This is a genomic window from Cytobacillus sp. Bva_UNVM-123, from assembly GCF_046351715.2.
Taxonomy (GTDB): domain Bacteria; phylum Bacillota; class Bacilli; order Bacillales; family Cytobacillaceae; genus Cytobacillus.
On record NZ_CM177772.1, the window covers coordinates 2,261,627 to 2,283,894 of the forward strand.

The 22,268-nt window shown below is 32.9% G+C and carries 30 protein-coding genes and 1 pseudogene; 17 read left to right on the forward strand and 14 right to left on the reverse strand.

What is annotated here, in order from left to right; genetic code table 11:
• Positions 1 to 1,109 precede the first annotated feature (1,109 nt).
• The gene (locus tag KDN24_RS11195) at positions 1,110 to 1,430 is read left to right on the forward strand and encodes a YqfO family protein (RefSeq protein ID WP_409972528.1); all 321 of its coding nucleotides are present in this window, start codon (positions 1,110 to 1,112) and stop codon (positions 1,428 to 1,430) included.
• 165 nt (positions 1,431 to 1,595) lie between these two features.
• On the opposite strand, the gene KDN24_RS11200 is transcribed toward KDN24_RS11195, so the two are convergent.
• A complete protein-coding gene (locus KDN24_RS11200; RefSeq protein WP_409972529.1) occupies positions 1,596 to 1,730 on the reverse strand; it encodes a hypothetical protein in 135 nt (44 codons plus the stop codon).
• Positions 1,731 to 1,858: 128 nt separating this feature from the next.
• Between KDN24_RS11200 and KDN24_RS11205 the strand changes: the two are divergent.
• From KDN24_RS11205 to KDN24_RS11215, 3 genes and pseudogenes are all read left to right on the forward strand, one after another.
• Positions 1,859 to 2,050, forward strand: a pseudogene (locus tag KDN24_RS11205) (2-oxo acid dehydrogenase subunit E2); the annotation flags it as partial.
• A gap of 198 nt (positions 2,051 to 2,248) precedes the next feature.
• On the forward strand, positions 2,249 to 2,926 hold the full coding sequence (locus KDN24_RS11210; RefSeq protein ID WP_409972530.1) for a response regulator transcription factor: 678 nt from the start codon (positions 2,249 to 2,251) through the stop codon (positions 2,924 to 2,926).
• Positions 2,919 to 4,154: a sensor histidine kinase gene (locus KDN24_RS11215; RefSeq protein WP_409972531.1), complete on the forward strand. Its 1,236-nt coding sequence runs from the start codon at positions 2,919 to 2,921 to the stop codon at positions 4,152 to 4,154. Before KDN24_RS11210 ends, KDN24_RS11215 begins: the two co-directional genes overlap by 8 nt.
• Positions 4,155 to 4,191: 37 nt before the next feature.
• On the opposite strand, the gene KDN24_RS11220 is transcribed toward KDN24_RS11215, so the two are convergent.
• From KDN24_RS11220 to KDN24_RS11240, 5 genes are all read right to left on the reverse strand, one after another.
• Positions 4,192 to 4,740, reverse strand: coding sequence for a ferric reductase-like transmembrane domain-containing protein (locus tag KDN24_RS11220; protein WP_409972532.1), 549 nt, complete (start codon positions 4,738 to 4,740; stop codon positions 4,192 to 4,194).
• Between the two features lie 8 nt (positions 4,741 to 4,748).
• Positions 4,749 to 5,669, reverse strand: a complete 921-nt coding sequence (locus KDN24_RS11225; protein WP_409972533.1) for an FAD:protein FMN transferase — start codon at positions 5,667 to 5,669, stop codon at positions 4,749 to 4,751.
• Entirely contained in the window at positions 5,644 to 5,886 is a 243-nt protein-coding gene (locus KDN24_RS11230; protein ID WP_409972534.1) for a hypothetical protein, read from the reverse strand. The genes KDN24_RS11225 and KDN24_RS11230 overlap by 26 nt, the downstream gene beginning before the upstream one ends.
• Before the next feature lie 16 nt (positions 5,887 to 5,902).
• Positions 5,903 to 6,562, reverse strand: coding sequence for a copper amine oxidase N-terminal domain-containing protein (locus KDN24_RS11235; RefSeq protein ID WP_409972535.1), 660 nt, complete (start codon positions 6,560 to 6,562; stop codon positions 5,903 to 5,905).
• 894 nt (positions 6,563 to 7,456) lie between these two features.
• Positions 7,457 to 7,648 carry a hypothetical protein gene (locus KDN24_RS11240; RefSeq protein WP_409972536.1) on the reverse strand — a complete coding sequence of 64 codons (192 nt, stop codon included), beginning with the start codon at positions 7,646 to 7,648 and terminating at the stop codon, positions 7,457 to 7,459.
• 265 nt (positions 7,649 to 7,913) lie between these two features.
• Here KDN24_RS11240 and KDN24_RS11245 point away from each other — a divergent pair, with 265 nt between their 5' ends.
• Complete coding sequence (locus KDN24_RS11245; protein ID WP_409972537.1) at positions 7,914 to 8,492, forward strand: rhomboid family intramembrane serine protease; 579 nt, start codon at positions 7,914 to 7,916, stop codon at positions 8,490 to 8,492.
• Between the two features lie 212 nt (positions 8,493 to 8,704).
• On the opposite strand, the gene KDN24_RS11250 is transcribed toward KDN24_RS11245, so the two are convergent.
• The gene (locus KDN24_RS11250) at positions 8,705 to 8,950 is read right to left on the reverse strand and encodes a hypothetical protein (protein ID WP_409972538.1); all 246 of its coding nucleotides are present in this window, start codon (positions 8,948 to 8,950) and stop codon (positions 8,705 to 8,707) included.
• Between the two features lie 220 nt (positions 8,951 to 9,170).
• Between KDN24_RS11250 and KDN24_RS11255 the strand changes: the two genes are divergently transcribed.
• Complete coding sequence (locus tag KDN24_RS11255) at positions 9,171 to 9,704, forward strand: hypothetical protein (protein WP_409972539.1); 534 nt, start codon at positions 9,171 to 9,173, stop codon at positions 9,702 to 9,704.
• A gap of 551 nt (positions 9,705 to 10,255) precedes the next feature.
• On the opposite strand, the gene KDN24_RS11260 is transcribed toward KDN24_RS11255, so the two are convergent.
• From KDN24_RS11260 to KDN24_RS11270, 3 genes are all read right to left on the reverse strand, one after another.
• Positions 10,256 to 10,408, reverse strand: a complete 153-nt coding sequence (locus KDN24_RS11260) for a hypothetical protein (RefSeq protein ID WP_409972540.1) — start codon at positions 10,406 to 10,408, stop codon at positions 10,256 to 10,258.
• Positions 10,409 to 10,801: 393 nt separating this feature from the next.
• Complete coding sequence (locus tag KDN24_RS11265) at positions 10,802 to 10,960, reverse strand: hypothetical protein (protein WP_409972541.1); 159 nt, start codon at positions 10,958 to 10,960, stop codon at positions 10,802 to 10,804.
• A gap of 294 nt (positions 10,961 to 11,254) precedes the next feature.
• On the reverse strand, positions 11,255 to 11,569 hold the full coding sequence (locus KDN24_RS11270; protein WP_409972803.1) for a VOC family protein: 315 nt from the start codon (positions 11,567 to 11,569) through the stop codon (positions 11,255 to 11,257).
• Positions 11,570 to 12,132: 563 nt separating this feature from the next.
• Between KDN24_RS11270 and KDN24_RS11275 the strand changes: the two genes are divergently transcribed.
• Entirely contained in the window at positions 12,133 to 12,417 is a 285-nt protein-coding gene (locus tag KDN24_RS11275) for a DUF4183 domain-containing protein (RefSeq protein WP_409972542.1), read from the forward strand.
• An 81-nt stretch (positions 12,418 to 12,498) separates the two neighbouring features.
• Here KDN24_RS11275 and KDN24_RS11280 read toward each other — a convergent pair whose 3' ends face one another.
• The gene (locus KDN24_RS11280) at positions 12,499 to 12,876 is read right to left on the reverse strand and encodes a DUF4183 domain-containing protein (RefSeq protein WP_409972543.1); all 378 of its coding nucleotides are present in this window, start codon (positions 12,874 to 12,876) and stop codon (positions 12,499 to 12,501) included.
• 516 nt (positions 12,877 to 13,392) lie between these two features.
• Here KDN24_RS11280 and KDN24_RS11285 point away from each other — a divergent pair.
• From KDN24_RS11285 to KDN24_RS11300, 4 genes are all read left to right on the forward strand, one after another.
• Complete coding sequence (locus tag KDN24_RS11285; RefSeq protein WP_409972544.1) at positions 13,393 to 13,722, forward strand: hypothetical protein; 330 nt, start codon at positions 13,393 to 13,395, stop codon at positions 13,720 to 13,722.
• A 48-nt stretch (positions 13,723 to 13,770) separates the two neighbouring features.
• Positions 13,771 to 14,109, forward strand: a complete 339-nt coding sequence (locus KDN24_RS11290) for a hypothetical protein (RefSeq protein WP_409972545.1) — start codon at positions 13,771 to 13,773, stop codon at positions 14,107 to 14,109.
• Between the two features lie 514 nt (positions 14,110 to 14,623).
• Positions 14,624 to 15,814, forward strand: a complete 1,191-nt coding sequence (locus tag KDN24_RS11295) for an RtcB family protein (RefSeq protein ID WP_409972546.1) — start codon at positions 14,624 to 14,626, stop codon at positions 15,812 to 15,814.
• A gap of 174 nt (positions 15,815 to 15,988) precedes the next feature.
• Positions 15,989 to 16,513 carry a hypothetical protein gene (locus tag KDN24_RS11300; protein WP_409972547.1) on the forward strand — a complete coding sequence of 175 codons (525 nt, stop codon included), beginning with the start codon at positions 15,989 to 15,991 and terminating at the stop codon, positions 16,511 to 16,513.
• A 187-nt stretch (positions 16,514 to 16,700) separates the two neighbouring features.
• Here KDN24_RS11300 and KDN24_RS11305 read toward each other — a convergent pair whose 3' ends face one another.
• Positions 16,701 to 17,438 carry a polysaccharide deacetylase family protein gene (locus KDN24_RS11305; protein WP_491348419.1) on the reverse strand — a complete coding sequence of 246 codons (738 nt, stop codon included), beginning with the start codon at positions 17,436 to 17,438 and terminating at the stop codon, positions 16,701 to 16,703.
• A 203-nt stretch (positions 17,439 to 17,641) separates the two neighbouring features.
• Here KDN24_RS11305 and KDN24_RS11310 point away from each other — a divergent pair, with 203 nt between their 5' ends.
• Positions 17,642 to 17,917 carry a hypothetical protein gene (locus tag KDN24_RS11310; RefSeq protein ID WP_409972550.1) on the forward strand — a complete coding sequence of 92 codons (276 nt, stop codon included), beginning with the start codon at positions 17,642 to 17,644 and terminating at the stop codon, positions 17,915 to 17,917.
• 98 nt (positions 17,918 to 18,015) lie between these two features.
• Here the strand turns inward: KDN24_RS11310 and KDN24_RS11315 are convergent, their stop codons facing one another.
• Positions 18,016 to 18,648 (reverse strand): LexA family protein, encoded by a 633-nt coding sequence (locus KDN24_RS11315; RefSeq protein WP_409972551.1) that lies wholly within the window; start codon positions 18,646 to 18,648, stop codon positions 18,016 to 18,018.
• Positions 18,649 to 18,803: 155 nt separating this feature from the next.
• Between KDN24_RS11315 and KDN24_RS11320 the strand changes: the two genes are divergently transcribed.
• Together KDN24_RS11320 and KDN24_RS11325 are read left to right on the forward strand one after the other, a co-directional pair.
• Positions 18,804 to 19,052 (forward strand): helix-turn-helix domain-containing protein, encoded by a 249-nt coding sequence (locus KDN24_RS11320; RefSeq protein WP_409972552.1) that lies wholly within the window; start codon positions 18,804 to 18,806, stop codon positions 19,050 to 19,052.
• Between the two features lie 297 nt (positions 19,053 to 19,349).
• Positions 19,350 to 19,514 carry a hypothetical protein gene (locus KDN24_RS11325; RefSeq protein WP_409972553.1) on the forward strand — a complete coding sequence of 55 codons (165 nt, stop codon included), beginning with the start codon at positions 19,350 to 19,352 and terminating at the stop codon, positions 19,512 to 19,514.
• A 368-nt stretch (positions 19,515 to 19,882) separates the two neighbouring features.
• On the opposite strand, the gene lexA is transcribed toward KDN24_RS11325, so the two are convergent.
• Positions 19,883 to 20,503, reverse strand: a complete 621-nt coding sequence (gene lexA, locus KDN24_RS11330; protein ID WP_409972554.1) for a transcriptional repressor LexA — start codon at positions 20,501 to 20,503, stop codon at positions 19,883 to 19,885.
• A 155-nt stretch (positions 20,504 to 20,658) separates the two neighbouring features.
• Here lexA and yneA point away from each other — a divergent pair, with 155 nt between their 5' ends.
• From yneA to KDN24_RS11345, 3 genes are all read left to right on the forward strand, one after another.
• Positions 20,659 to 20,979 (forward strand): cell division suppressor protein YneA, encoded by a 321-nt coding sequence (gene yneA, locus KDN24_RS11335; RefSeq protein WP_409972555.1) that lies wholly within the window; start codon positions 20,659 to 20,661, stop codon positions 20,977 to 20,979.
• A gap of 66 nt (positions 20,980 to 21,045) precedes the next feature.
• A complete protein-coding gene (locus KDN24_RS11340) occupies positions 21,046 to 21,696 on the forward strand; it encodes a YneB family resolvase-like protein (RefSeq protein ID WP_409972556.1) in 651 nt (216 codons plus the stop codon).
• Positions 21,697 to 21,905: 209 nt separating this feature from the next.
• Positions 21,906 to 22,139, forward strand: coding sequence for a DUF896 domain-containing protein (locus tag KDN24_RS11345; RefSeq protein ID WP_409972557.1), 234 nt, complete (start codon positions 21,906 to 21,908; stop codon positions 22,137 to 22,139).
• Positions 22,140 to 22,268 lie beyond the last annotated feature (129 nt).

Below are 22,268 nucleotides of genomic sequence, written 5' to 3' on the forward strand. Positions count from 1 at the left end.
TATTATAACAAATATTGGTATTTTATAAATTGGTAATATTCAGGCAATAATTGATATTAATCGACAAAAGAATTATTATGTTTCCAATTTATTTAATAAAAAAACAGACTAAAATAGTCTGTTTACAAAAAAGTACTCCATATTGCTTTAAAAAATATTCCTAGTCCACCTAAGAATACACCTAAACAAGCTAAACTTAATGGGGATCCCCACTTAATTTCTGGCATCGATAAAACCTCATTTCCTTGTAGTCTTAGAAAATTATACCATAGTTTTTGACCTAGGTATTTGGTTTCGAAAAAATATTTAGTTTACTAGAAAGGAACAAAAGTATTGGAAACAGTAAATGTTGCAGTAAGGGTGAAACGGCCACATAGTTACACCTCACATCAAGTATTTTGCAACATGTAGCAAAAATATTATCAAAAACAAAGAAAACCAAGAGTAAAAAGTAATTCACACAACACCATACAGGCACTAATAATTGTGCCTGTATGGTAATTGCTTGTGGAGGTATCTTCATGTAGTGGCGTGTTATATAGTATTCAATTTTTTAAAACTTGTCCGTATTTATAAATAAATGTGCAATTGACTAAATAGGTTTATGGCAAGAAACCATGTTGCTAGTATAACAAATATAAACCAATAGCCCATTAATCTTAGGAAAATTTTAATAATGGGATTATCAAAAAAATTATTTGAAAATCAGTTTCCATTTTTCGGTTTTTTCAACAACTTATAAGAACCCATACCGAAAATTAAAGATTTGGGGGGAAAGAGGAAGAATTCGGATGAATCTTGTTGAGTCGTTGTTGGAAAGATGGGCAATTGGGTGAAGGAGGCTGGAAACATGTAAGCGACATTTATTAAACACAAGGTAGGAGTGAAGAAGTTTGGAATGGAATAAAGAGACTGAGATATTTATTATATTCTTTTATTATGTAATGCCTGCAGTAATAATTGGCCTGGTTTCTATTGGGGTTCTTTTATTATCGAGGAATTTAAAAAGGTCTAGAAATAGTAAGAAAAAAAATCAAAGAAACAAAAGGTAGGGTTTGTTTCATTTTAAAATGCTATTATTTTTATAGCTTGAGAAAAGGGGATATAAAATGGACATTCATTTTGTTAAAGTTGAAGTTTTATTACCAAAAGAGTTTATTGTGCAGCTAAGGAATAAATTAAATGAAATTGGTGTTTTAACAGAAGGGAAATATGACAATGTTATTTCCTATACAATAGTTAATGGTTATTGGAGACCATTAGAAGGATCAACTCCATTTGATGGAGAAGTAGGAGAAATTTCTTTTGGTACAGAATGTAAAATGGAATTTAGGTGCTCGTATAGGGATATAGAACTTGTGAAGAAAATAATCAAGGATGTACATCCATATGAGGTGCCAATAATTAATATATTACCATTATTGTATTAGGATTTAAGGAAACAAAAAATAGCGCCAGTTAAATAATGTATTTGACGAGTGGGCAATTATTGTCCTTCGTGGTGGATAGGTTAATTGACACAGTTTGTATTTTGTTTACTAGATTATCTCAGACTATCAAAAAAAGCGCTAAGAAACTTAGCGCTTCGAACAGTATTAAGCTTGACAAGGTCTCGGTTTATATTTGTCATCACCAATACAAACACTAGCTTCAGCAGTAGTAGCTGGAGTTGCAGTAACAGCTATTGCAAAACCAAAAGCCATAACTATGTATAGAAGTTTCTTTTTCATAGTTTGTTTCACCCCTTTCCATTTACAAACCTATTATAACAAATATTGGTATTTTTTAGTTGGTAATATTCAGACAATTAATGATATTAATCGACAAAAGAATTACTTTGTTTACTAGATTTGAGAGAGGAAGTCTAGGCATGCATTCTATTTAAAATCGTCCTGTTGCAGTTGATAATGAAAAAATCAAAATTAGACCGATGATGTATATTGCTCTTTCATATGATCACAGCATTGTTGATGGAAGTGAAGCGGTTAGCTTTTTAGTACGAGTGAAGCAGCTTTTAGAGGACCCAGAAAAATTATTTTTGGAAGCTTAGAAAGGCTAAGATTGTTTGCCTGTTCAATAATCATGGACAAATTTTTATGCTTTGATTTTTTAGACTGCTACAAAGGAAATTTATAATCACCCTTTAAATTGAAAAAATATTAAACTTATCAGTTTTTTTCATATTCTTATCAGATTTATTTGCTATTGTATAGATAAAGTACTGTCATTTTAAGGGTGAGTGGTTTTTATGAATATTCTATTTGCGGAAGATGACGAACGATTGGGGAAAATGATTTTTCATTTACTTGAGAAAGAATTTAATCGTGTTGATTGGGTGAAAAATGGAAAAGATGCTTTTGATTACAGTTTATATACTGAATATGATGTAGTTGTACTTGATTGGATGATGCCTAAGCTAAATGGAATAGAAACATGTCAAAAATTACGAAAAAAAGGATATAAAGGCGGAATTCTATTTCTTACTGCAAAAGATTCAGTGGAGGATGTTGTCACTGGTCTAGATTCTGGTGCAGATGATTATCTCGTGAAGCCTTTTAAATTCGAGGAGTTGGCAGCGAGACTACGGGCGTTATCAAGAAGAACGGAAAAACCATTTGAAGAGTTAATAACTTGTAATGGTCTAGAATTAAATCTTAATACACACGAGGTAAAAAGGGATGGGGAAATAATTGAATTATCAAAGAAGGAATATGAATTGCTCAGACTTCTTCTACGTAATAAGCATCAAGTGATGACGAGGGAGCTTCTTCTCGAAAGAATTTGGGGCTTTGATGTTGATGTTTCCCAAAATGCACTCGATGCCTTAGTTAAACTTGTTCGAAAAAAAATTGATTGTATTGGGGAAGCCTCATATATTCAGAATATTCGTGGTGTCGGTTATAAATTGAGGAATCGCGATGTTTAAAACGCTTAAAGCTAGGCTGACCATTTTGTTTACAGCATCACTATTATTTATTTTGGTCATTTTTATTATCATTTTATATTTTACTATTTCATCAATGATTGAGAAAGAGCAAGTAAAAGAATTAGATTCCTTTTTTTACAAGGAATCACATGATTTTTTCGAGGAAATTAAAGAACATAAAAAAGGAAAATTAAAATATAAACCAGAGAAAAGTATATTTTACTATTTATATGACGCTAAGCAAAATTTTGTAGAGGGAGAAGAAACCATTCGCGGTTTGTCTAAAGAGCTTATAGAGTTAAACGTACGTAATGAAGCGTTAAAGGTAAAAAAAGAGCTAGAGTGGGAGACAGGACATTTACTTGTCATTAAATATCCATTAGAACATGAAGGGATGATCTATGGAAATGTGCTAATCGGAAAAGACATTACGAATGAAAAGCACCTAATTGAAAATATTGTCTGGGTTCTGCTTCTGTTAACTTTCATATTTAGTATATTATTTGCCTTAGCTGGTTATTTTTTTGCGGGTCAAGCGATGAAACCGATAGAAAAATCGTATAAAAAGCAAAAAAAGTTTGTCTCTGATGCTTCCCATGAACTGAGAACACCATTAAGCATTTTTTATAGTTCAATTGATTTGTTAGAACGGGAGGAGAAGGAACGTTTAAGTCCCTTTGGCAGAGAAATCGTTGCAGATGTTAAAATTGAAGCGGAAATAATGGAAAATCTTCTCAGAGACTTGCTTTTTTTAGCAAGAAATGATCAAGAACAGATGAAAATAGAAAAAAAGAAATTAAATTTATCAACTCTTCTTAGTAAACTCATTCATAGGGTTTCAAGAATTGCTTCAGATGAAGTCATTTTTAAACAGGAGATTCAAGAGAATGTTATGATGATTGGAGATGCTGTTCGACTTCAGCAATTAATGTATATTTTATTAGACAATGCGATTTGTTATACGGAAAAAGGGGAGATTAACTGTCTCTTAACCTCTAGTGAAAAAAGAATCTCCATTATGATTCGAGACACTGGTTCAGGCATTCCTTCTAAAAATCTCCCTTATATTTTCGACAGGTTTTATAGAGTGGATTCAACAAGAAATCGAGAAGGCTCTGGTCTTGGTTTGGCAATTGCCAAAACAATCGTAGATGCTCATGGTGGAAAAATAGAAGTTAAAAGTGAGATTAATGTTGGAACAATGTTTACGATTCACTTTAATAAATGAGATCGGCGTACTGACCGATCTCATTTGCTTTTTCTACTTATCTTTTCTTTTGTGCTTCTATTTTTCCTTCGAGGTTGCGAAATATGATTAAAGTCATTACTAGTACAATCCCGCTGCTATATAAGAAAGCTGCCCAAGTAAGATTTGAATCTGTACCAATCATAATGCCATGCAGGAGCATTAATGTCCATGCTGGTATAACAAGGAGATGGAGCTTCCTCCAAAACTGAACTCCTAAACGTCTTTTTAAAAAGTCTGAGCTTGCGATGACGATTAAGAAAAGAAAAAAGGAAATTGTCCCAAAAGCAGAAGAAATTGGGGCATTTTCTGCCATTAAAGGGATAAATATTTCCTTCAGTTTATAAGGGGCATAGTGATCAACTGTAAGAACAGTTAGATGAAATACGGTTGTCACTAATCCTGTCCATCCACTCGTTTCGTGCAGTTCGATCAGGAAAGGCTTTTTCTTTTGAAAAGCTAATAGTTTACTCATTAATCCGGCAGAGATTGCTAATGTAAAGAGAAAATAAGCAAGGAAGCCCGAAATGCGGATTAAATTCCAAGTCGAGAAATATGCACTAATCATTTACGATTTCACCTCATTTCCAGTTGCCCATTTGAATTTACAAGAATGTAATTGAATGGATTCGAAAGAATGCTTAAAATAGATTTTACTGGCAAACCATCATTCATAAAGCAAATTTTTGCCCCAATTTCAGCATCAAGGCAATTCTGCATGATGACTGTAGCCTGGATGATTGTATTCACAATAGGCATCCCAGTTCGTCCATCTAGAAGATGATGTTTTTTTGTTTTTCCTTGCACCCAGCTTCGATGAATAGTATTAGAAGTGGCAATTCCCCCATTTTGAATGGAGAAAACGCCCATTTCTTTATTGTCTTCAAATGGGTTCATAACGCCAATTGTCCATGTCTTTTCTCCGTTCGACCAAACAGTAATGTCACCTCCGCCATCGACAATTCCATATTTGCTTTTTGCATATCTTTTTAACCAGCCTGCTGTAGCTTCTACGGCATATCCTTTTGCGATTCCACCGAGGTCGATCTTTGCATTCGTTTTTTTCGTTATTCGTGAGTCATGTTGGAAAATGATTGGCTCTTTTTCATATTCTTTTATTGGCAAGATCCATTTTTCGGGAGCAGTTTTAAATGGGAAGCTTCGATTATATCCATGTGCTTCTAATTGTTTAAGCATATATGGTGAGAACCGCCCTCCCGTTTTTATGCGATATTTTTCCGCTTTTAATAGAATGTCATAAAGGAGCGGAGATAAAGTTAGTTCTTGATTACAACTTGCTTCGTTTAATTTCCATAACTCATTATTCTTCAAAAAACGAGATATCATTTTTTCAAACTGTCGAAGCCATGAAGTAATCTTGCTTTTCCAATTCATCACTTCACTATTTGATACAGCGATATAGAAAGTTGTGTTCATGATCTTTATTTCAATGGAATCTAATTTCGCTTGGTTAAGATCTTTTTGAAGTTCGATCACTTTTTTTTGTCCTTTCAGAATTATCGTTCAGAACGGAGAAATTGCTCCAATCCAGTTTTGCTAATTCGATTTCTCGCTCACTCATAGACTTTGTTATTTCAATCTTTGGTACGTCAGAGTTGCCTGCTGTTCCTTCATTTATTTGTCCAAGTACAAATGCAGAAAAAGCAGCCCCAGATATGCCTACAATCCATTTTGCTTTTACTTTGGCTTTCAAGACACACACCCCATTTTTAGTTGATTGTCTGTAATAAAATCGTTTCTTTCTCCGTATCCCAGCTCACTCTATAATTAAATGCATTAGCGATTACTGAAATCGGTAAATAGATTGAGTTTTCGTAGTTGACTGCTTGTGCTGGCATTGGTGTTTTAACCATATTTTCATACACTGCATTCGTTCCTGCTCGAATAATTAACTCATTTTTCTTGTTTGAAATGACAAGAATTTCACTCTGCGGGAAAAAATCTACTTCTACTCCGAGAAAGTTTGCTATTTTTTCACTAGAAATAAGCAATTGTCCATTTTGTGGCACGATAAAAAATTTCGCACTCTGCTGATCTAATTCAAGGTTTACTTCTTTTGCATCTTGGAAGGGCAAGTCATTATTTGTATAGTTGCTAGCCTCTCTCGTCCAGGCATTCCAAAATGAATTTGCAGAAAAAGGATTACTCTCCTGATAAATTTCATCATCCTTCCTATTTTCAAACTCATATTTTTCATCATCGTCGTCATCGTCATCATCATCGTCATGTTTTTCGTATCGATACTTTTCTTTATGCTCTTTTTTGTATTCCTTCTTTTCCTTATGATCCGCATTCACTATCGGACTAAATGGACTTGCTGCAAATAATAAGAAGAAAACTAACGTAAACTTAACCATTTTCCTTATCATTTCATTTACCTCCTTTGTTACTTGCTACTTTATACACGTTTTCTGAAAAATAACTGAAACTTTAAATAAAAAACATACTAAAATTAGTAGCATAAACCAAGGACATGGTTTGTGCTACTATGTTAGTATGTTTTCATTTTTTTGATTGTTACGCATTTTTTTACACCTTAGCTTCTTCATTTAAATGAACCATCTAAATAACTGCCCACAAAAGTTTCAGTTAATATGATTTATTTTGATGAATGATTTCTGATGATTGACGGATCTAATGAGGATGACCATGAAGGAGTTGAATATACGTTGATGGTGAAGGTAATGTTTTTGTACCTAATGGTAAACTTTCAATCGATGATGAAAACACGGGAAAATCTTACTACAGAGAGTAAAATAGCTGAAAAAATGAAATGTATTAAGCGGGTGGCAATTTATTGTTCTCTGTAGTTGATAGGTTGATTGATATAGTTTGTATTATCTTTTAAAAAAAGACCTATTGTTTAGGTCCAACGCTTGAAGAATTTTGCTTTTTAAGACTACTAATAATTAATTCCAGTTGGCAAGCAATGATAACAAGAATTCCGAATATGGCTCCAAGAAGAATACCAAGAGGTCCATAAAGAAATAGACCCAAAAGTACACCTGAAATTAAACAAATTATATATAGCATTATGTCACCTCAATACTATTCTAGCTTTTATAGTAAATATTGGATAGTTGAATGTAAATAGATAATCAAGTGAAGTTTTGAAATATAGAAGCCCAAAAAAGTAAGGAGTGTATGGGGCTTTGAATAGAAAACAGCTGCCTCTGTGTGGATTAAGAAAAACAAGAAAAATACATTGGTGAATACTCCTGCAAGTACAGATTGCACATAAGTAACGAAGGAGAAGTTTGCATTTATTTTTGTTTTAAAATGAACATTTCTCGAATGAATGCTCCAGTACATGCCGAAACAAAAATAATAAGAATCGTATTTATTAATCTAACCAATAGGAGTGGGGAAAGAACTACTTGAATGGCTGCTAAAATAATCATTCCTGTAAAAATAATAGACATAGCAGTCAAGTATTTTCGTGTAGCTTTTTTCAAGTAAATCACCCCTTGTTTATAATTAAACTTTTACTATATTATCACATAAAATACAGCACTTTACATTAAGGAATATTCACTAAATTGATAGTCCAGTTGAATAGGAGGTTCAGAATGATGATACAATTCTATGAAGAAGTAACAAGAATTGAAAAAGTGTTTTCTTTAATTCGGTGGTGATGTGTAGAATAAAATTTTACCATGAACAAAAAGACTAGTTAGACGAGTACTTGTAAAAGTTTTTATAAATAGGGAGACTTATACAATGAAAAATTATTTTCCTAAAGCAGCTATATTTATTATCAGCGTATTTTCCATCTTTTTTATCTTGGACACTTTCGTTCTAGATGGACGTGTATATGAATGGGGAGCATTAACGCAATATGGGATATCAACAAATCAATGGTGGAGATTCATAATCTCTAGCCTTCTACATGGGGGATTCATTCACTTTTTAGTCAATAGTCTTTCTCTTTATTTCGCAGGTGTTATCATCGAGAAAAAAATCGGAAGCCAATGGTTCTTAATTGCATTTTTTGTTTGTAATTTAATTGAACGTTTAATCTCAGGATTTCTCTTTTCTTACGATTACTCAATCGGTAGTTCTCCTGGAATCTATGGAATAATGGGGATTATCCTCATAAATTGCATAAAAGAGAAAGAATTGTTTGCTAAACATAAAAACACGTGGGAAATGAATTGGGTAATCGGATGTTTTATTATCGGAAATTTGCTTGGCTTGGATACTTTTTATGTCCATATGGTTGGTTTTATTATGGGGATCATATTAGCTATAGGACTTTTAAGTGATAAATACCGTAAAAAAATGAAGATCAATGTTTAATATTAATCGGAAAAATTGCTATCCACACACTCGTGAAGAATGGAACGTGGTAACATCGAAAGAACATCATGCGGTGCGTTAGGCATATAGCTTAGAAGCATTCATAAACTTTGTATATGACCATGATTACTCCCAAACTGCCCTATTTGAAAATATTTAAATAAAAATAAAAAACCGATGAATTATCACCGATTTTTTTATTTGAATGACTATTATTGTTCCATATCACAGCATTCTATTCCATTAGGATTAACGTTGTCGCCTCTGCATTCTGTACAATGGCTTTGAATACCGTCGTGGTTATTAGGTGTAATACGATGCGTAGTTGTACCAAAATCACTTTCAGGATAGAAAATATGTACATGCTTCGGATTATTTTGCGAGCAACGCGGACATGATTTAAATCCACCAGTACGGATTGAGTCTTTCAATGGTTTATTACAGCAAGTGCAATTCATATGGCTAACCACCTTCGGCAACATAAAATATAGTAATATATTACTATAAATAATTAGTAAATACTACCTATATCATTATAAATGGAAAAGGAACAATTTAGCTACAGAGTGCCATCTCCAAGGAAAAAATACTTGCAAACATGTTAGCAAGGGGATGTTTAAAGTTCATTAGAGGAAAATATTATCTTTTATCGAAAAGAGTAGGCGAGGAGGAGATAGTATGTCCATTTATGATTACCTAAATAAATTAGAGGTTAAAGGTAAGAAACATGTATTATTAATAGCAACACCTAAAGATAAGTATCCAAATCAATACGATGCAGAATACTATAAACTTGAAAATGCAATTTTAGCTGAACCGAAATCATATCTTGGCATCTATGAAGAAAATGAAGATGAAATTATGCAATATGTAGCATTTAGAATATTTTTAAAACCAATTATTTGTGATTATTATAGTGTTAGTAACAGAACTACAACGAAAGTTAAACGATTCGAAAGGGATGAAATCATTAGCTTTATTGTTGCAAAACATTATTATGATACTGTTCCTGTTGGTGTGAAAACTGAAGTAGAAGCTATCGAAGATGGGAATTTGCAAGCTGAAGTTTTTTTAAAACAATATCCAATTGAGAAATTTGAATTCGCTTCTGTACAATTAAGGAAAGATCGCGATGAAACAAATATATTACTTAAGTTAAACTTCAAAAAAGAAAGTGATAATTATTATTTTGATCATATATATAGGAACTAAATAATGTATCTAGAGCATCCAAATGATTGGATGCTTATTATTTTTAGATAAATAGTAGAATGTACTGGTTTTCCTAAACGCTGTTAATTAGCCATTTTCATCTAACTTTGATTCTATTTTCTTCTATAACATGTGTTCCGTATACAAGTCAATCCGTGAGAGCGGGAGCAGTTACTCCCCTTGTAGAACAGCTTTTGTGGCAGTACCCACTGAGGTTAATCGGTACATGCCAAGTATAACTGGATTAGCCTGTACCAACCCCTCATACATTAAGTCTTTAATGAGATGATTTACATAGGATAGATCCACATTTGCTTTTTTAAGCCGGCCAGTGATCTGTATTGGTGTCCACCACTCAGTGGTTAATACAAATAATACAGATTATTGATTTGGGTCAAGTTCATACTTTATATCTCCTTGCTTCTTACGGTTATCATCTGAGAATCGATAAGAATAGATGTTACCATTTTTACAAAAAATCATATCTTATTTCGACTAAAAAAACGAGCATAAGGATAATAGTAAGAAATGGCCCTTCTATTAGATGGGCCTTAAGTGTTTAACAACCTATTATATGTCTGATAACCCACAAAAACGGCAATAAATGAACCAATTAAAAAAAGTATTGAACCTCCCAAAGTAAATAATCTTCCGATTAGAGTATTTTTTGCTTCTTCAATTTCACCTGCAATAGTGTTATTCATTAAAATGTATACCTCCGTAGTAATTTAAATTGGGTTAATACCCATGTTTTTCTACAGTGTACTCATTCTAACCAAAAAAGTGCTTGATTAAAGCTCATTAAGAAAAGCCCTCTCAATGGGGTGGAGCTAATTTATCGTTTATTCAAATACCCCACATTAATTCTTGTACCTTGTTACTTAGTTGAAGAATGTAAAAATTATGTTGCTCCTTATAACTCCCTTTAAATAACTATCTCGTGAATCCTTCGTCAGAGAAATTTGTTTGTGCTTCAAATTAAATATGCTTCGATGTGAAATCATCAGCAACATTAACGAAGAAATATAATTTATTAATTTTTGAATGATGAAGTTACTAAAAAAAAGGGCACTCACAGTGCCCAACAAATCATATGGTCAATTACGCTCGCAGTCAGTAAATGATGTTATGTCATTTATCATTTTGCCAACAGAAGTAAAAGTTTCATTTACTGCTTTGTTGATTTCTTCTGATTGAGGATGGTTTTTGTCAATTTTACCAATGATGATATTTTTCCATTGAAAATATGTTTTCATTATTATCGCCTCCTAATTAGGAGTATAAAATATGACACTACGTGAGTTTCAACAGTTTCATAAAAAAATGCCTTCTAATGAAGAGATTAGGGATTCTTATTCTTTGTATGTAGATAGATCAAAAACATAAGAGTAAAAAAGTACATCTCAACGCAATAAAGGCATTATCAATAGTACCTCATGGTGTAAGGGGGTACTTGTCCGTTTATTTTAGTAAATGTGCGATTGACAAAATAGATTAAACATATAGGATTGCAATGGACAAGTATAGTGTCGCAATTAGTTTTTAAGTATTTAAATCCCTTTGTTATCCCGAAGTTCTACTATAGTTCCTTCAGGCGCTTTAATTTTGCACAGGCGGCCGTTCTCTACGTGATAGATGTATTCGTTATTTTTAAATATAAACTCTGTACCTAATTCTTGTAGACGGGTGACCTCTGCATTTAAGTCCTGAACCCATAAACAAAAATGCGAAAGACCTTGACTATTTATATTTCCATCGGTAAGTACTTCATTGTGTTTTCCAGTCTGAAGTTCAATATAAAAGTTTCCTAACTGAATCCATGTATTAAAATTTCGACCATGGAAATCAGGTGATTCTTGGACAATCTTAAACCCTAGTCATTCAGTGTAAAATCGTAATGTTTCTAAATATGTATTAGTTTGTATACATAAATGATGTACGAAACTTTTTGTCATGAAAACTTCCTCGTTTCTGGTGATAAATGTTTAATTCTATTATACCAAATTGATCATTTAATTAAGTCAATAGCAAGTAACGATACAAAAAGTGATCGTTTGTTTTACTCCTTAAAAGTATTAAGAAGTTGGTTTATTGTGATTCTGTTGAGATTTTTTAAACCCCTTTAATGAAGTGAGTTTAATGAAATTATTGGCTATGACACATTTTTGAAAGCTGCAGAAGTATGTATATAAAAATAGTCCTTCTCAATCGAGAGGGGCTACAATCACTTGCTGACGGTCATTGGATTCATATGTAATTCTTTTGCGGCAATTTATACTGTCAGTTGAACTCTATGTGAGTAAATAGATCGCAATTGCTCTAATACATAAATGTGCTAACAAAATAGTCTGTTTACCGTTACTCAATTAGAAAAACAAAATAAAATGAGAATGTAAGAAAATTATTAGTAAAGTGAGGTGAATATAGATTGGCTATCCAAAAACCTTTTTTAGCTTCCAGAAAATTCACAGCAACAATTGGAGATGGGACAGGCACAGGTGCGACATTTGCTATTGCTGCAACCGCATTTACAGATGATACTGGAGCAGCTGTAGCTGCATTTCCGGGATCGTTTGCTTATTATTCTTTGTATATAAATGCACAAATTCAGACAGCAGATACTTCAACAGTTACGACTACTACAATTACTATTCCAGACGGTGATGTACTTGATCCTGCGACACCAGTTGTGGTTGAATTTGTCGTTAACTAAGTAGTTCTTATAAAATATGCAAAAAATACCTTAATGGTCAAAGGTATTTTTTGCATAAATACATATTTAATTAATTCTAGTTCAAAGGTAAATCTTTACAAATTGAAGAGTAATTGGGCTTCCTGCAAAAGGTACATCATTCGAAATAAATGTCAGTTTTCCTGTTTCAACTATATACTGGTTTTGTGCTTGTAGTATACCATTTACAAAAAGGTTAATAAATGAGACAGTTTCTGGATTTAGTATTCCTTTATTTCCGTACTCAATTAACTCATCTTCATTTGTATAAACCGACTTTACCCCGTCTGATATAGCATGGTATTGATAAGTATCTACTTTGGCGATTCCATTATTAGTACATGGTAGCAGGACTTCCATATTAATTGTTGATGCTGATTGCACCCAGTCATATACCCTATAAGTAGATATGATCTGCTTTTTTTTATTATTGGACTTCAATTAAAATCACCTAAATTTAAAAGATATGTCATTTATGTTAACCTTCTTTCTTTTTAATTTGTTAACAGTAAATGCTGATTGGCAGTATAAGAGAACGGCTAAAGTTTAAAAGTAATACTATTACGAAAGAATCCTTTTTGTAAAACCGGTGAAAACGGACTTGTTGTAGATGGTGATAATTGCAAGGACGGGTATGCTTCATTAGGTACAGGTTTTTATTTCTTTAAAAACTCCACATATAAAAAGAACTCGGGTACTTGCACTTGAAACTTTAATTATGTATTAAATGGGAAAGTCTTGATAGCTTTGGTGTCAGGGCTTTTTGTTTATCGGTTTAATAAAGCCATAAGGACTATAGAGTATTATGTTTTGCTTTATGGAATAGGTGATAATAGCCCTTTATAAGGTAATCAAATAAAATTGTCCTTAAAAGGGCTAATTTAGTAGGGGTATTGTCTATACTAATGAATTACATCTGAATAGATTAACATTAAGTCACCGAAAGGAGGAAAATTAATGAGTAGTTCAAGGTTTGATAGAAATGGAAATCAAAATTTTTTTAGAGGGACTTCAAGAAGAAGGCGAAACAATAATAATACAAATGTAGATGTAAATTTTGATAGCGATTTTGAAACTGATATTCGAAACATAACAGACGTTGATTCTGAGGCTGAAGCAAACGTCCGCAATACAGATAAAAATACAAATATAGCGCGTTCTAATATTTCAAATTCTGGTAACTCTAAAGTGGATATACGATTAAACAGCAAAAGCAATGCGCGTGTAAGAGCTGATCAAGATCAAGAAAATGATCAAGATCAAAATACAGATGTAGATATTTTCTAATGGAGCGGTGGGGTTATTATATCCCACCTTTATATAAAGGGTGAGTATATGAGGAGAAGAAGGGTATTTAACCAGAATGAAGCAGAATTAAGCGCTGATGTAAAAGCAATTGAAAAGAGCATTAATGAAAATGAAAACGATTTGATAAATTCTATTGGGCATAGTGGAAATTCAGATGTTGATTTGAAGGTGGATGTCCACGTTGACACAACATCAATTGGATTTGCTATATTATGTTCCCTTCTTGCAACAGGTCAAATGAACAAAGAAGAATTTCAGGTTGCTGTCAAAAAATTAGAAGAACTGACAAATAGAAAGAGTGGAAACTTTTTAGGTCGAGATGATAATAGTATAACAAATGTTCGACTTTTTCAACCAAGAAAGTAGAGTAGAAGTTGAAGTTATTTCTGCTCTACGCTTTTACATAATGGATAGTCTCTTTATATCTATTTTACCTGAAAGGATGTTTCTTTAGAATTAAGTTAAAAGTAGCAGGCAATTAAGGAGAGGTTAATATACCTCTCCTTTTGTAAACGTATATCTCTTTATCTTTCGCTAACAGTACTCTTGAGGACGTTTCAAATTTAATATTCTCAGGCATTATTGTTACCCACATTCCTATCCCAACATCAAATGACAACTAATTTATCACTTAACCATAAACTCAATTTTCCTTCCGTATGAAGTAAAATCCCTTCCATTTTTAGTTTTTCCCGATCTTCCTCTTTCAAAGACCGTTTTCCTCAAATAAGCGTTACTGGTGTAGTGGCGGAGGAGAAATAAGTTTATAAAAAAGTAAGATTTGTAAATTAAAAGAAGCATAATATGTACATAAGACTGGACGAAAATGTAAAATTTAGTTAGATTGTCTTTAATATAAATATAGAGAGTAGGTAATGTAATGTTGGAGTTAAATGGAAAATATAATACAGCAAAAGTATTTACTCATAATGTTGAACATACAGCAATGTCTCAAATAATTGAGCTTTGTAACCAAGATTTTGTAAAAGGTTCTAAGATTCGGATTATGCCTGATACTCATGCTGGAGCTGGTTGTACGATTGGAACAACAATGACGATTCAAGATAAAATTGTTCCAAATTTAGTAGGTGTTGATATTGGTTGTGGGATGGAGGTTGCAATTATTGATAAAAACAAAACAGAGGTTAATTTCGATCAACTTGATGAAACAATACGAAAGTATGTGCCAAGTGGATTTTCTGTCCGTTCTAATAACAATCGCCATCCTTTCTCAAAGCGTGTAAATTTTAGAGATGTTCGTGCTCCATTTAATTTGAAACGTGCAAAAGATTCGATTGGTACATTGGGGGGTGGAAATCACTTTATTGAGTTAAATGAGATGGATGATAAAGTAGTTTTAGTTATTCATTCTGGTTCACGTAATCTCGGTAAGCAAATTGCTGAGTATTATCAGAAACGTGCTTATGATGAACTAACTAGCATGAGAGATGAAAAGCAAGAGTTGATAGAGCAGCTTACAAAAGAAGGTCGCCAATCTGAAATTCAAGAAGCTCTACATGGATTCAAGAAGCCTAAAATTCAAAAGGACTTAGCTTATCTTCAAGGACAAGGCTTTGATGACTACATGAATGATATGAAAATTGCTCAAGAATATGCTTTGCTTAACCGTAAGGCAATGGTGGATGAAATTGTTTCCCATATGGGATGGCAAATTGAAGATAGTTTTACTACTATACACAACTACATCGATATTGAAAATATGATCCTCCGCAAAGGCGCTATTTCTGCACAATCACAGGAAAGAGTTATTATTCCAATCAATATGAGAGATGGTTCGATTATTGCAATAGGGAAAGGAAATGCTGACTGGAATTTCTCTGGACCACATGGAGCTGGTCGAATCATGTCTCGTTCTAAGGCTAAACAAACTTTATTGTTACATGATTTCGAGGATTCTATGAATGGGATATGGACTACATCGGTTGGAGAAGGCACGCTTGATGAAGCTCCAATGGTTTATAAGCCGATAGATGAAATTATGAATAATATTAAAGAGTCCTTAACCATTGAACAGGTTATTAAGCCTTTGTACAACTTTAAAGCTAACTAATTAATACTGTAGTACTTGTACTTCGATTTAATAAAAGTAAAAAGAGTCATCTTTCGGGATGGCTTTTTTATCTAACTTATAATGTACAGAAACCGTATCATTTTAAATATTTTCCATTAGACCGATAATAAAATGGAAGAAGATTAACATTCATAGATTGTGAGGGGAAATAAGTTGTATACTGAATTATTGTTGCAAGGGAATATTTCAAAAGTAGGAAAATTCCTGCAAGAGGTTCAAAATAATAAAAAGCTAAATTTAACAGACGAACAAAAAATCTCATTTAAAGAAGTATTAGTAGAAACACTTTATGGTGGAAGCGAAGTAAAAAGTGTAAACAATATTCAAAAACAGTTATTGTTAAGTGGTCTGACAGAATTAAATCATGGGAATGACTATCGTAATTTGTTACTTACAAACTTAGATGAAAATAGCAATTTATCTATTTTCCAAAAACAATTACTAAACAGTATAAGTAATACGAAAAAGGACGCTGTATTAAATTCGAATATTTTAACGAATGCACTATCTGATTTGACATTGCATAAAAATACGGAAAATAGCAGCTCTCTAGTAGATAACAACATGATAAAGTCAAAAGCGAAATCATCATACCAACAACAGATGGCAATGAAATTAAGTTCAGGCTACCAAGCGATGGCTTCAAGAATTGAACAAATCAACTCTCATTTTGCTTAACTCCCTTTCTCTGGATAAGTTTGAGGAAAATCGAAGTTTTGAACATCTTCTTCCAATCAAAGAGGCGGGTAAAACTGCCTCTTTAATTGCATAAAATAATGTCTTCTCGAATAAAAAGGGAATATGATTTAAATGATCTATGTCATTATCGATCATGTATTTGGAAATAATCTTCGTTTTATGGAGGTTAAGGGAACTCTGGTAATCCCTCACTTAACATGATCATTTCTGAAACAGTTACACATTTATATTCGTTCATAGCTAAAAAGCCTAATATTGATTCAAGAGCTTTTACAGTTTTAGCACGATCTCCCCCAGAATCATGAAGTAAAACGATGTCTCCAGGTCTTGCTGATGAAGTGATATGGTTAGCAATTTTTTTAGCGTTCGTGCCATTCCAGTCTTTAGGATCTTGATGCCATGACCACATCACAACAAGATAGTCTTGATCAACCGCTGTGTTAATAATAAGATCGTTATAATATCCTCCAACTGGTCGATAAAGAGTCGGTTTTTTTCCAGTAATCCGTTTTATACTATCTTCAGTTGATTTCAATTCGTTTTTTAACTTTTTTGAGTCTATTTTATTACCACGCATATGATTGTACGTATGATTTCCCACTTCATGTCCTTCTTTAACTATTCTTTTAATAAGTTCGGGGTATGTATCTGCTTTATGTCCAGTTACGAAAAAAGTAGCTTTCGCATTGAATTTATCTAATAAATCTAAGATTTGTGGAGTGTATACAGGATCAGGCCCATCATCAAAGGTAATGGATATTAATTTTTCATCTGTTTTTATTTCCCAAATGACGTGACCCGTTTTCTCATACTCTGCTCGGCTTCGTGTGAGAGCTTCTGTAGGTACACTGGATAAGAAAAATGTAAGGAATAGAAAGAATGATACGACAAAATATTTAAACATTTTAGCTCACCTCATTTTTATATTCATTAGCATATGCCATTTTTTTAGAACTATTTATTAATTTCTTAATGAAAAGCATTATTAGGAAGGAGTTGTTCGATTCCCAATTTATTATTATTCATTTTTGGATATTTTAGAGCAAGGAGGAAATTGGACGTGTTTATTGAATAGATAGTAAAAGCTTGGAAAAATGAGGTGCTTTTTTGCATAATTTATTTGTTTGTATCGTTTTAATTGGAGGTATCGCTATTGCTGGAATGCTCTGGGCAATTATTCTTAAAACCCTTTTCAAAAAGGATAAGTTCAAGGGATTAGCTTTTGTAAGTATCATTTGCAGTGCCGTTTTCTCGTTACCCACGAATTTATTAACCATTAATTCTAAAAATATATTATCCATTTTAAGTTGGATTTCTCTTTGTCTTGGAGTATTCTTTATCATCATTTCGATTATTCAAAATAAGAGAAGGAAGCATATTTAACATTTTTGCTATTTAAATATATGATCCATTTATTCTTAGTGGATCTTTCCTATAAGTAAAAAGGCGGGTATGAATCCGCCATTTTTTTTTAGAATTCTTTATAGGTTTTGTGTAAAACGAATTGCTTTTCCAATAATTCGTGCTGGATGATCTTTTGTTACGATAATTGGCTCGTGTTCGGGGTTATCTGGCATTAATAGGATGGTTTTACTTTGTTTTTTTACTCTTTTCAAGGTGGCTTCTGAATCGCCTCTTACAAGTACAGCGGCAATTTCACCATACTCTACTTCAGCTTGTTCTCGAATAAGTACTAGTGAACCATTCGGTATTGTTGGCTCCATGGAGTCTCCCTTTGCTTCAAGATAAACTAAATTTCCACTAGGTAAATTATCAGGTGATTCATAACGATAACCGCTGAAGTTTTCCTCAATATGAATGGGGTTGCCACATGCTATTGTTCCAAGAATTGGGACACGTACGGTTTGAGGAGATACTGGATGTAGGTTTAAGGGGGCTTCTTCCGTTAAGGCTGACCTCGGTATACCGAAATAATCTGCTAGCATTTGAATTTTGTCGATTCTTGGATAGGTTTTTGCTTTTAGCCAATTAGACATTGTCATTTCAGGAATATTTAAATCTTTTGCAAGGTCTGTTTGTGTTACCCCTTTTTGATTAATATACTTCCTCAAATTCTTTGCCATAATATTTTTTAGTTCTTGGGTATCGATCATTCGTATCGCCTCACTTTCATATTCAATATTACCGTTTTTCGGTATCGTTGTAAACAAAAGAATACTTTTAAAAGGTGAATATTTGATTAAAGTATTGATACTAACTTTAAATGGTAGTATATTAAAGTCAAAGCTTGTCGAAAGGAGGTAGATTCATGTTTCAAATTACGCTTGCAGCAGCTCGGGTAAATGCAGGCTTAAAGCAAGACGTAGCTGCGGAAAAGATAGGGGTTACCGCTAAAACACTTAGAAATTACGAGCGTGGAATCTCTGTGATACCAAGCCATCTTCTTAAGAAAGCAGCAGATTTATATGAAATACCAGCTGATTATATTCGATTACCCGTGATAGACGATGGAGAACATGACGAAGAGGACTTTTCTTCACCTTCCACTACCGTTTAAAGTTACTGAATTTGTGCAACCTAAAATGGATAAAAGATCAAAATGGACTAAAATGCTGCTAAATTGAAGAAATACTTTTCTTTGTTGTAAGACTAGATTTTTTTTTATATTTATTTGGATAAAAAATCAAATTATAGGGAATCGTTCCAATTAAAAATTGAAAATATAAATTGTACTTTGAGTTTTTGAATGTAACGAATTAAATAAAGCTATCTTAGCTAGATTTTGGGTTTATAGCTAATTAGTATTAGTTGAATATTTACAAACTTGTAATGAGCATGAAAGGTGATGGGGAAATTGGAAATCTGCAAAGTGCTGTTAAATTATGTTGCTGATGCAGACTTGCATACAAAACTTAGCAGCGTTGATTACTCTACTAACGTACGAGAAATCGTAACTGTGGGATATATGATTGATAATTTTAAAATGAACATCTTGAAAAAGGTTGAAATGGTTGAATAGTGATAGCTCAATAAGTTTCGCAATACTACTTAAATTAATTATTTTAATAATAATAATGAGGATCATAAGGATTTCTTGCTGCCTCATTTGAACATAAATCATATTCAGCAAATTATGCACGAAATGGAAAGTTATTTTCAAAATGTAAGACATCGAGAAATTTAACTAGTTTACTCCACATACTACAACTTCAAGATTTACCTCTGATGATTTCGCTATAATTTTAAGCTTTCATGTAATGATAAATAAATACTCATAGCTGCTTATTTTCTTAAATTAACAAGATTTTAAAAAACTGCACTCCTATTGTTTATATTTAACAATAGGAGTGCAGCTAAAAAGCTAGATTCGCTTTATATTCGTATATTCTAGTGAATATTTCGATAAACACCAATAACTTTTCCTAAAATGGAGACATTGCGAAGAATAATTGGCTCCATTGTGGAGTTTTCTGGTTGAAGTCTTATCCAATCTTTTTCTTTAAAAAATCTCTTTACAGTTGCTTCATCGTCTTCCGTCATCGCGACAATAATTTCTCCATTATTAGCAGTGTTTTGCTGCTTTACAATAACATAGTCTCCATCCAAAATTCCGGCCTCTATCATACTTTCACCCATAATTTCGAGCATAAAAATATTTTCATCTGAATGTGCGAATCTTTCAGGAAGAGGAAAGTAATCTTCGACATTTTCAATTGCGGTAATTGGAAGACCAGCAGTTACTTTTCCGACGATAGGAACATTCACAATTTTATAATCAGGTGTTTGTGTACTATCTAAATCTAGTATTTCAATTGCACGAGGTTTAGTTGGGTCTCGACGAATTAATCCCTTGCTTTCTAATCTAGCGAGATGACCATGAACAGTAGAGCTTGAAGCAAGTCCAACAGCTAATCCAATCTCTCTAACGGATGGTGGATAGCCTTTTGCCCGTACTTCTTCTTTAATAAAATTTAAAATATCTTGCTGCCTTTTTGATAATTTTACCATCATAATCACACCTTTTATGATTTTCTTACCATTAGTATAGCATCTTAAAATTAAGAGAGCAAACATAAGTTCGAATTTTAGTTGACAAGAAACAAACGTTCGCATTATAATAAAAATCAAATACCGAACATACATTCTAATCGAGGTGTGAGCTAATGATGAAAAAATTGTGGGATTTATATTCATATGCTATTATTCTATTTATTTTAAGCTTGATAATTACAATCATAATCGCATTTCGGTTTGGGGATTCAAATAACGAACAATATATGGTCATTACAGTAAATGAAGGGGATTCATTATGGGAAATTGCAGAAAACTTATCATCGAACCATACTATGACTTCTCAAGAGTTTGTAAATTGGGTAGAAAAAAACAATAATATTTACGGGAATAGAATTTATCCCGGAGATGAACTTATGATTCCGGTAGTCGTTAATAATACCGCAGTAATCCAATATGCTAGTGTCAAATGATTTTCTCTCACTATTCATAATGAAAGCATGAAGTCAAATTTTATATAAGTGTAGGTACGGAAGTTTATGAAAACAGTCATTTATTGTCGTGTCAGTACAACGAAAGAAACACAGGAAACATCGCTATCAAGGCAAGAAGAGGAGTTGACCTTATTAGCGAAAAAGAAAGAGCTTGAAGTCGTAAAAGTAATAAGTGAACAGGCAAGTGGCTATGATTTAGAAAGAGAAGGCATTCTTGAACTTCTTTCCGTAATAAAAGAGAAGGAAATAGAGGCAATTCTAATACAAGATGAGACTAGAATCGGCAGAGGTAATGCAAAGATTGCCATTCTTCATTGTATTTTAAAAGAAGGAATTAAACTTTACAGTATTGCTCATAATGGAGAGCTGCAATTATCAGATTCAGACACGATGGTTTTGAATATTGTTAGTATGGTAGAAGAATATCAAAGGAAACTTCATAATATAAAAATTAAACGCGGTATGAAGCGCGCAGTGAAGCATGGCTATAGACCTGAAAGGAATTTGCGCAACTTGGATATTCGCTCAGGCAGACAGAAAATCGAAGTGCCTATAACTGAAATTGTTCGATTGAGAAATAATGAGTTAACTTTTTCTGAGATAGCTGCTACTTTAAGAGGTTTTGGCTATAATATTTCTAAGGCTACCGTTCATCGGCGATATCAAGAATATATCGATTCTCTTTCGAGTGAGTGAACAATTCTTGTCAAACTAGCTCATTTTTAGTATGATGGCAGTTGAGATTTAAAGTGCAAGCACCTTTCTTACATCTGGATTAATCTTCTCATTTCCAGAGGAGTGCTTAAGAACTTATTAATAAGTAGAGTGGCACTAAAAACACTCATTCGAACAAGCGTGTGTAACTCGATTATTTCTTATACTTTCTAGAATAAAGGAGCTTAAATATGCTGCCAAAAGAAAAATTAGACAGGATTAACGTTCTTGCTAACAAAGCGAAAACAACTGGATTAACTGAAGCAGAAGCGAAAGAGCAATCTGTTCTTCGTAGAGAATATTTAGAAACATTTCGTTCTTCCATGTTTAATACATTAAAGGGAGTAACGATTATTGATCCGAAGGGAAACGATGTGACCCCCGAAAAGTTGAAAAAGGTTCAAGGAAAGAATGAACTTCATTAATGGAAGGAATACATGGAATTGTATTCCTTCTTTATATATGTAAATTGTCTAGTTGATTTCATATTCTTACAATGATATTCTTCATTATTTATATTGTCGTTCGATCTAAGTAGATCATGCTTTTGTGAC

Coding starts and splice junctions, on each gene's coding strand:
- KDN24_RS11220 (WP_409972532.1), bottom strand. CDS start 4,740: ATGATTAGTGCATATTTCTCGACTTGGAATTTAATCCGCATTTCGGGC.
- KDN24_RS11255 (WP_409972539.1), top strand. CDS start 9,171: ATGTCCATTTATGATTACCTAAATAAATTAGAGGTTAAAGGTAAGAAA.
- KDN24_RS11305 (WP_491348419.1), bottom strand. CDS start 17,438: ATGTTTAAATATTTTGTCGTATCATTCTTTCTATTCCTTACATTTTTC.
- KDN24_RS11245 (WP_409972537.1), top strand. CDS start 7,914: ATGAAAAATTATTTTCCTAAAGCAGCTATATTTATTATCAGCGTATTT.
- KDN24_RS11320 (WP_409972552.1), top strand. CDS start 18,804: ATGTTTCAAATTACGCTTGCAGCAGCTCGGGTAAATGCAGGCTTAAAG.
- KDN24_RS11250 (WP_409972538.1), bottom strand. CDS start 8,950: ATGAATTGCACTTGCTGTAATAAACCATTGAAAGACTCAATCCGTACT.
- lexA (WP_409972554.1), bottom strand. CDS start 20,503: ATGGTAAAATTATCAAAAAGGCAGCAAGATATTTTAAATTTTATTAAA.
- KDN24_RS11200 (WP_409972529.1), bottom strand. CDS start 1,730: ATGAAAAAGAAACTTCTATACATAGTTATGGCTTTTGGTTTTGCAATA.
- yneA (WP_409972555.1), top strand. CDS start 20,659: ATGATGAAAAAATTGTGGGATTTATATTCATATGCTATTATTCTATTT.
- KDN24_RS11235 (WP_409972535.1), bottom strand. CDS start 6,562: ATGATAAGGAAAATGGTTAAGTTTACGTTAGTTTTCTTCTTATTATTT.
- KDN24_RS11210 (WP_409972530.1), top strand. CDS start 2,249: ATGAATATTCTATTTGCGGAAGATGACGAACGATTGGGGAAAATGATT.
- KDN24_RS11290 (WP_409972545.1), top strand. CDS start 13,771: ATGAGGAGAAGAAGGGTATTTAACCAGAATGAAGCAGAATTAAGCGCT.
- KDN24_RS11345 (WP_409972557.1), top strand. CDS start 21,906: ATGCTGCCAAAAGAAAAATTAGACAGGATTAACGTTCTTGCTAACAAA.
- KDN24_RS11285 (WP_409972544.1), top strand. CDS start 13,393: ATGAGTAGTTCAAGGTTTGATAGAAATGGAAATCAAAATTTTTTTAGA.
- KDN24_RS11260 (WP_409972540.1), bottom strand. CDS start 10,408: ATGAATAACACTATTGCAGGTGAAATTGAAGAAGCAAAAAATACTCTA.
- KDN24_RS11340 (WP_409972556.1), top strand. CDS start 21,046: ATGAAAACAGTCATTTATTGTCGTGTCAGTACAACGAAAGAAACACAG.
- KDN24_RS11295 (WP_409972546.1), top strand. CDS start 14,624: ATGTTGGAGTTAAATGGAAAATATAATACAGCAAAAGTATTTACTCAT.
- KDN24_RS11215 (WP_409972531.1), top strand. CDS start 2,919: ATGTTTAAAACGCTTAAAGCTAGGCTGACCATTTTGTTTACAGCATCA.
- KDN24_RS11195 (WP_409972528.1), top strand. CDS start 1,110: ATGGACATTCATTTTGTTAAAGTTGAAGTTTTATTACCAAAAGAGTTT.
- KDN24_RS11315 (WP_409972551.1), bottom strand. CDS start 18,648: ATGATCGATACCCAAGAACTAAAAAATATTATGGCAAAGAATTTGAGG.
- KDN24_RS11265 (WP_409972541.1), bottom strand. CDS start 10,960: ATGAAAACATATTTTCAATGGAAAAATATCATCATTGGTAAAATTGAC.